The 4,079-nt window shown below is 30.8% G+C and carries 5 protein-coding genes; 1 reads left to right on the top strand and 4 read right to left on the bottom strand.

The genetic code is table 11. The features are described from left to right. Positions 1 to 119: 119 nt before the first annotated feature. From ACMOUI_RS01265 to ACMOUI_RS01250, 4 genes are all read right to left on the bottom strand, one after another. The gene (locus ACMOUI_RS01265) at positions 120 to 497 is read right to left on the bottom strand and encodes a DUF309 domain-containing protein (protein ID WP_418963934.1); all 378 of its coding nucleotides are present in this window, start codon (positions 495 to 497) and stop codon (positions 120 to 122) included. Then, on the bottom strand, positions 487 to 999 hold the full coding sequence (locus tag ACMOUI_RS01260) for a flavodoxin domain-containing protein (protein WP_418963933.1): 513 nt from the start codon (positions 997 to 999) through the stop codon (positions 487 to 489). Before ACMOUI_RS01260 ends, ACMOUI_RS01265 begins: the two co-directional genes overlap by 11 nt. Positions 1,000 to 1,068: 69 nt before the next feature. Beyond that, on the bottom strand, positions 1,069 to 2,244 hold the full coding sequence (locus tag ACMOUI_RS01255) for a M20 family metallopeptidase (protein WP_418963932.1): 1,176 nt from the start codon (positions 2,242 to 2,244) through the stop codon (positions 1,069 to 1,071). A 15-nt stretch (positions 2,245 to 2,259) separates the two neighbouring features. Continuing rightward, positions 2,260 to 3,669 carry a YfcC family protein gene (locus ACMOUI_RS01250; protein ID WP_418963931.1) on the bottom strand — a complete coding sequence of 470 codons (1,410 nt, stop codon included), beginning with the start codon at positions 3,667 to 3,669 and terminating at the stop codon, positions 2,260 to 2,262. Between the two features lie 206 nt (positions 3,670 to 3,875). Between ACMOUI_RS01250 and ACMOUI_RS01245 the strand changes: the two genes are divergently transcribed. Next, on the top strand, positions 3,876 to 4,079 hold a 204-nt coding region (locus ACMOUI_RS01245; RefSeq protein WP_418963930.1), incomplete at its 3' end, for a MurR/RpiR family transcriptional regulator.

The following is a 4,079-nucleotide window of genomic DNA, read 5'->3' as shown; positions in this document are numbered from 1 at the left end:
CTTTGAAACTGTGTGATGGTTATTTTTACTACTTTTTTAAAGCTACAAAATCCTTTTCTACTTTCTAACTATTATTATAATCTTTAGACGTTTTTTTACTAAATAAAAGTTTGAAAATTTTATTTTTTTAGATTTTTTTGTTGATATATTGGAAGGAAAACTTCTCTATAGTCCTGTTTATTTTTTAAGTTATCCACTATATCTAAAACTATCTTTTTTAAAAGTTTAGAATCAATCCCTATACTCTCCATCTCCATAGACACTTCATCATAGTTATTTAAAGAGTTTTCAAAAACTTGAATTGCACCTTTAAAATTTTTGTTTCTCCAATGGTATAATCCCACCGAAATCAATAATAGATTTATTGATAGATGCTTTCTTGTCTCACACTTAGTCTCCTCTATCCATATCTCCTCTAAAATCTCATGGCATTTAAAAAAGTCTCTTTGATTTTGAAAAGTATCTATAAATTCAAAATATTTTTCTCTATTTTTCATCTAAAATCTCCTCAAAACTGTTTTTTATCCAACTTTCCAATCTCTCTTTTATCTCTTGAAGCATGAATATCTCATCTAGAGGTAATCCAATAAATTTTCCATCAACAACTGCACTACTTTTTACAAAGTCATACCCGTCAATATCTGTAAATCCAACAATATTAGCTTTTTTTTCTATTAAAGCATCATACACTGGTCTCATTCCATTGACAAAAGTTGCGGCATAAAAACCTTGGTTTCCTCTTCCAATAATTCCTACCAACCTATCTTTAAAATCTACCTTTAAAATAGCTTCTATGCCTTTTTTCCAATCCTCATGTGGTTCACCAAAACCATAGGTTGGCACTATAAAAATGAAAGCTTTATATTTTTTCAGATTTTCAACAGTATTTTTATCTGCTATCTTATATATATCACAACTCTCTTTTAATAAATCCTTTATTAAAGTGGCAGTAAACTCACTTTTTCCTCTACCACTACTATAGAATACTCCTATTTTCAATATAACACCTCCATATATACTACACTATGTAAGTATAGTATTTTAATGGATATTTTTCAATAGTTTAATCTAAATTTTTTCACTCTTTTCTTTATTTACTTTAAACTCTGTTAAAACATCGTTTAAAAGTTCTTTGTTGTCAATCAAATCATATGCTGTTCCAGCTAAAATTTTTGCACCTAGTATTATCGCTTGGTGAGCTTCTTCGCTTTTTCCTGCACATAAAAATTCATCTGAGTGTGATGAGGTTCCTTGGGGTACAAAGGCTACTCTTATACATGATCCAGGCACATGATACATCACATTCCCAAAATCTGTAGATCCTGTTTTTTCTCTAGGGGGAGAGATTCTTGGAGCTTTAACCAATTCGGCATTATCCATAAGGATTTGATTAAGCTTTAAAACAGGTATTTTGTTGTTTAATCTTTTTGTTTCTATAATTTCATAGTCTGTCTCTGTCATAAGAGAAGCTCCTTGTACAACCTTTTTGAACCTTTCAATAACATGATCTAAATAAGCTCTATCATAAGACCTTATACTAAACTTTGCCTCTGCATATTTAGGTACAACATTTGCAGGTCCTCCTGCATTTGTTATTGTATAATGCATTTTAACATCTTCCCTAACATGCTCTCTTAAAAACTCTATTCCTTGAAATAATAATATCAATCCATCTAAGGCACTTCTTCCCTTTTCAGGGGCTAGAGCAGCGTGTGCTCTAACTCCATGAAATTTAACTGTAAAGTTTGAAAGAGCCAGAGATTTTACATCTGTTGTTGTATCAGGAGCACCATGCATCATTAAAGCTACATCTATATCATTAAAGCAGCCATTTTCTAGCATTTTTACTTTTGCTCCTATTGTTTCCTCTGCTGGTGTTCCATATACTACAATTTTATAGTTTTTGTTTTTTAGTTGATTTTTTAAACTTAAAGCTGCTCCAACTATACTTGGCCCTTGCATATGGTGGGCACACGCGTGTCCCATTCCCTCCAAGGCATCATACTCACATAATAGCCCAATAGATGGTCCATTTTCTCCCACTTCATAAGTTGCTCTAAAAGCTGTTTCAAATCCACCTATTCCAACTTCCACTTTAAAGCCATTTTTCTCTAAAATATCCATTATTTTTTTTGAACTTTTAAACTCCTCCAATCCAATCTCTGGATTATCAAAAATAAAATCACCTAAATCTATTAAACTATTTTTTAACTCATCAACATTTTGTAAAATCTCTTGTTTCATATTTTTCTCCTTTAATTAAAACGGACCATATCCAATCCAGTTCGCTATTATTATTAGTACTGATCCTGTTACTATCCATATCAAAAATAATTTTCCCATATACTTCATCCAGTCCTCATAAGATACGTTAGCTATTGCTAGGAATCCCATTAGTGCAGATGATGTTGGAAGAACATAGTTACTAAATCCATCTCCAAAATTAAATGCTAAAACTGCTGTTTGTCTAGTCATACCAATCATATCAGCAACTGGTAGCATTATTGGCATTGTTACTGCAGCCTGACCACTTCCAGAAGTAACTAAACCATTTATAAATAGTTGCATTAAGAACATACCTATAGATTGTAGTATATGTGGTAAAGATGCCAGCATATTTCCTAAATAATAAACTGCAGTATCTAAAATTTTACCATCATCTAATATTATAGATATTGTTCTTGCTATTCCAATTATTAGAGCTCCAAACACCAAGGCTTTTGCTCCATTTACAAACTCTTTAGCAATTGTGCTAGGTGAAAATCCGTATGCCAATCCTCCTAAAATAGCCATCCAAATAAATAGTGCGGCACTTTGATTCAATCCCCAATGCCAAGCTGCTCCACCATATATTAGTAATCCAAATAATCCAATTACAATTGCCAGTACTAAGTAGTGTCTCTTTTCTATCTCTGGCATAACATTTTCTCCATTTTCAATGTTGTTCTCTAACTTTTCTAAATCTCTTACAACACTTAACTCTGGATTTCTTTTTATTTTTTTAGCATAACTTAATATATATATGTTTGTTACAATTAAAAATACTACTAGACAGAAAACTCTATACCCCAATCCTGAAAACATTGGTAATCCCGCTAGGGCTTGGGCAACTCCTGTTGTAAATGGATTGAATGTTCCTGTACTAAATCCAATAGCTCCTCCTAGAGCTACCATAGAGATTCCAACTATTGCATCATATCCCATAGATCTAGCTAAAATAACTGCAACTGGAGCAAATCCAATAAATGTATTAACTCCCATGCTCATACATGCTATAGCAAATATAGTTGTAAAAGCTGGAATTAGCAGTTCATCTTTATTGGAAAAAACTTTAGTTACTTTAGCTGTTAAAGCTTGGAACATACCTGTTTTTATAATTACATGAAATGCCCCACCAACAATTAAAACTAAAAATATTATACTACTAGATTTATTTAAGGCGTCTACTATTTTAAACGGAATATCTAAAAAACTAACTGGTGTATTTTCTATAAAAGCGAATTGATCTGCAACGATAATTGTCTTTCCTGTTGCAGCATCCTTTATTCTTGGAAAATGTCCAGCTGGCACAATCCAAGTTAGTAACGCAGCAAAAATAATTAATCCAAATATAATTACGTACGTGTGCGGAAAACTCATTTTACTTCCACTTTTTTCTTTTTTACTCATTTTACCCTCCAAAAATGTTTTTTAAAAATTATTTTAAACATAAAATGTTTTTTAACATTCATAAATATACTACGATATTTTTTACTAGTCAAGTTTTTTTTGAACTATGTGTACTATTTTTTTCTGTTTCTTTCCATATTTTACATATTTATATATTTAAAAAAATATGGTAAGCTATATTATCAATATTTTTTAAGGAGATTCTTATGATTGATTCTTTACAAAAAAGAGTTGCAAATAAAAGTTTAACAAAAACTGAAACTATTATTGCAGACTTCTTTTTTCACAATGAAAATAGAATATATTTTTTAACATCTGGTGATATAGCAAATGAGTTACAGATAAGTGATACATCTGTAATTAGATTCGTAAAATCCTTGGGATTTCGTAATTTTAAAGAGTTTAAAGAT

It is taken from the genome of Cetobacterium sp. (assembly GCF_048470075.1).
Lineage (GTDB): Bacteria > Fusobacteriota > Fusobacteriia > Fusobacteriales > Fusobacteriaceae > Cetobacterium_A.
Note: the sequence above shows the minus strand (reverse complement) of the source record. Positions and strands in the feature narration are given on the sequence as shown.